The sequence below is a fragment of the Methylobacterium sp. WL120 genome (assembly GCF_008039465.1).
In the GTDB taxonomy this organism is placed as follows: Bacteria; Pseudomonadota; Alphaproteobacteria; order Rhizobiales; family Beijerinckiaceae; genus Methylobacterium; species Methylobacterium cerastii.
In genome coordinates this window covers 1-255 of record NZ_VRUT01000390.1, presented here as the reverse complement: position 1 = coordinate 255, position 255 = coordinate 1, and the positions used below count along the sequence as shown (strand labels likewise).

Sequence of the window (255 nt, the reverse complement as noted above, 5' to 3'; positions counted from 1 at the left end):
GCACCACCGGCCCAACCAACGCCACCACGCTGACCGAGACCGTCACCTTCTCCGAAGCCGTCACCAACGTCGTTGCAAGCGACTTCACCGTCACCACCACCGACGGCAACGCCACAGCGCACATCGCCTCCGTCACAGGCTCGGGCACCACCTACATGGTGACGCTCGATCAGGTGGCCGGCGACGGCTCCGTCCGCCTCGACCTCAAAAGCACCGGCACCAGCATCGCCGACACCGCGACCAACGCGATCCAGG

1 protein-coding gene is annotated in these 255 nt (G+C 66.7%); it reads left to right on the top strand.

Annotation, left to right across the window (positions count from 1 at the left end; genetic code table 11):
• The coding region (locus FV229_RS27775; protein ID WP_210246635.1) for a hypothetical protein at positions 1–255 on the top strand (255 nt) is incomplete at both ends.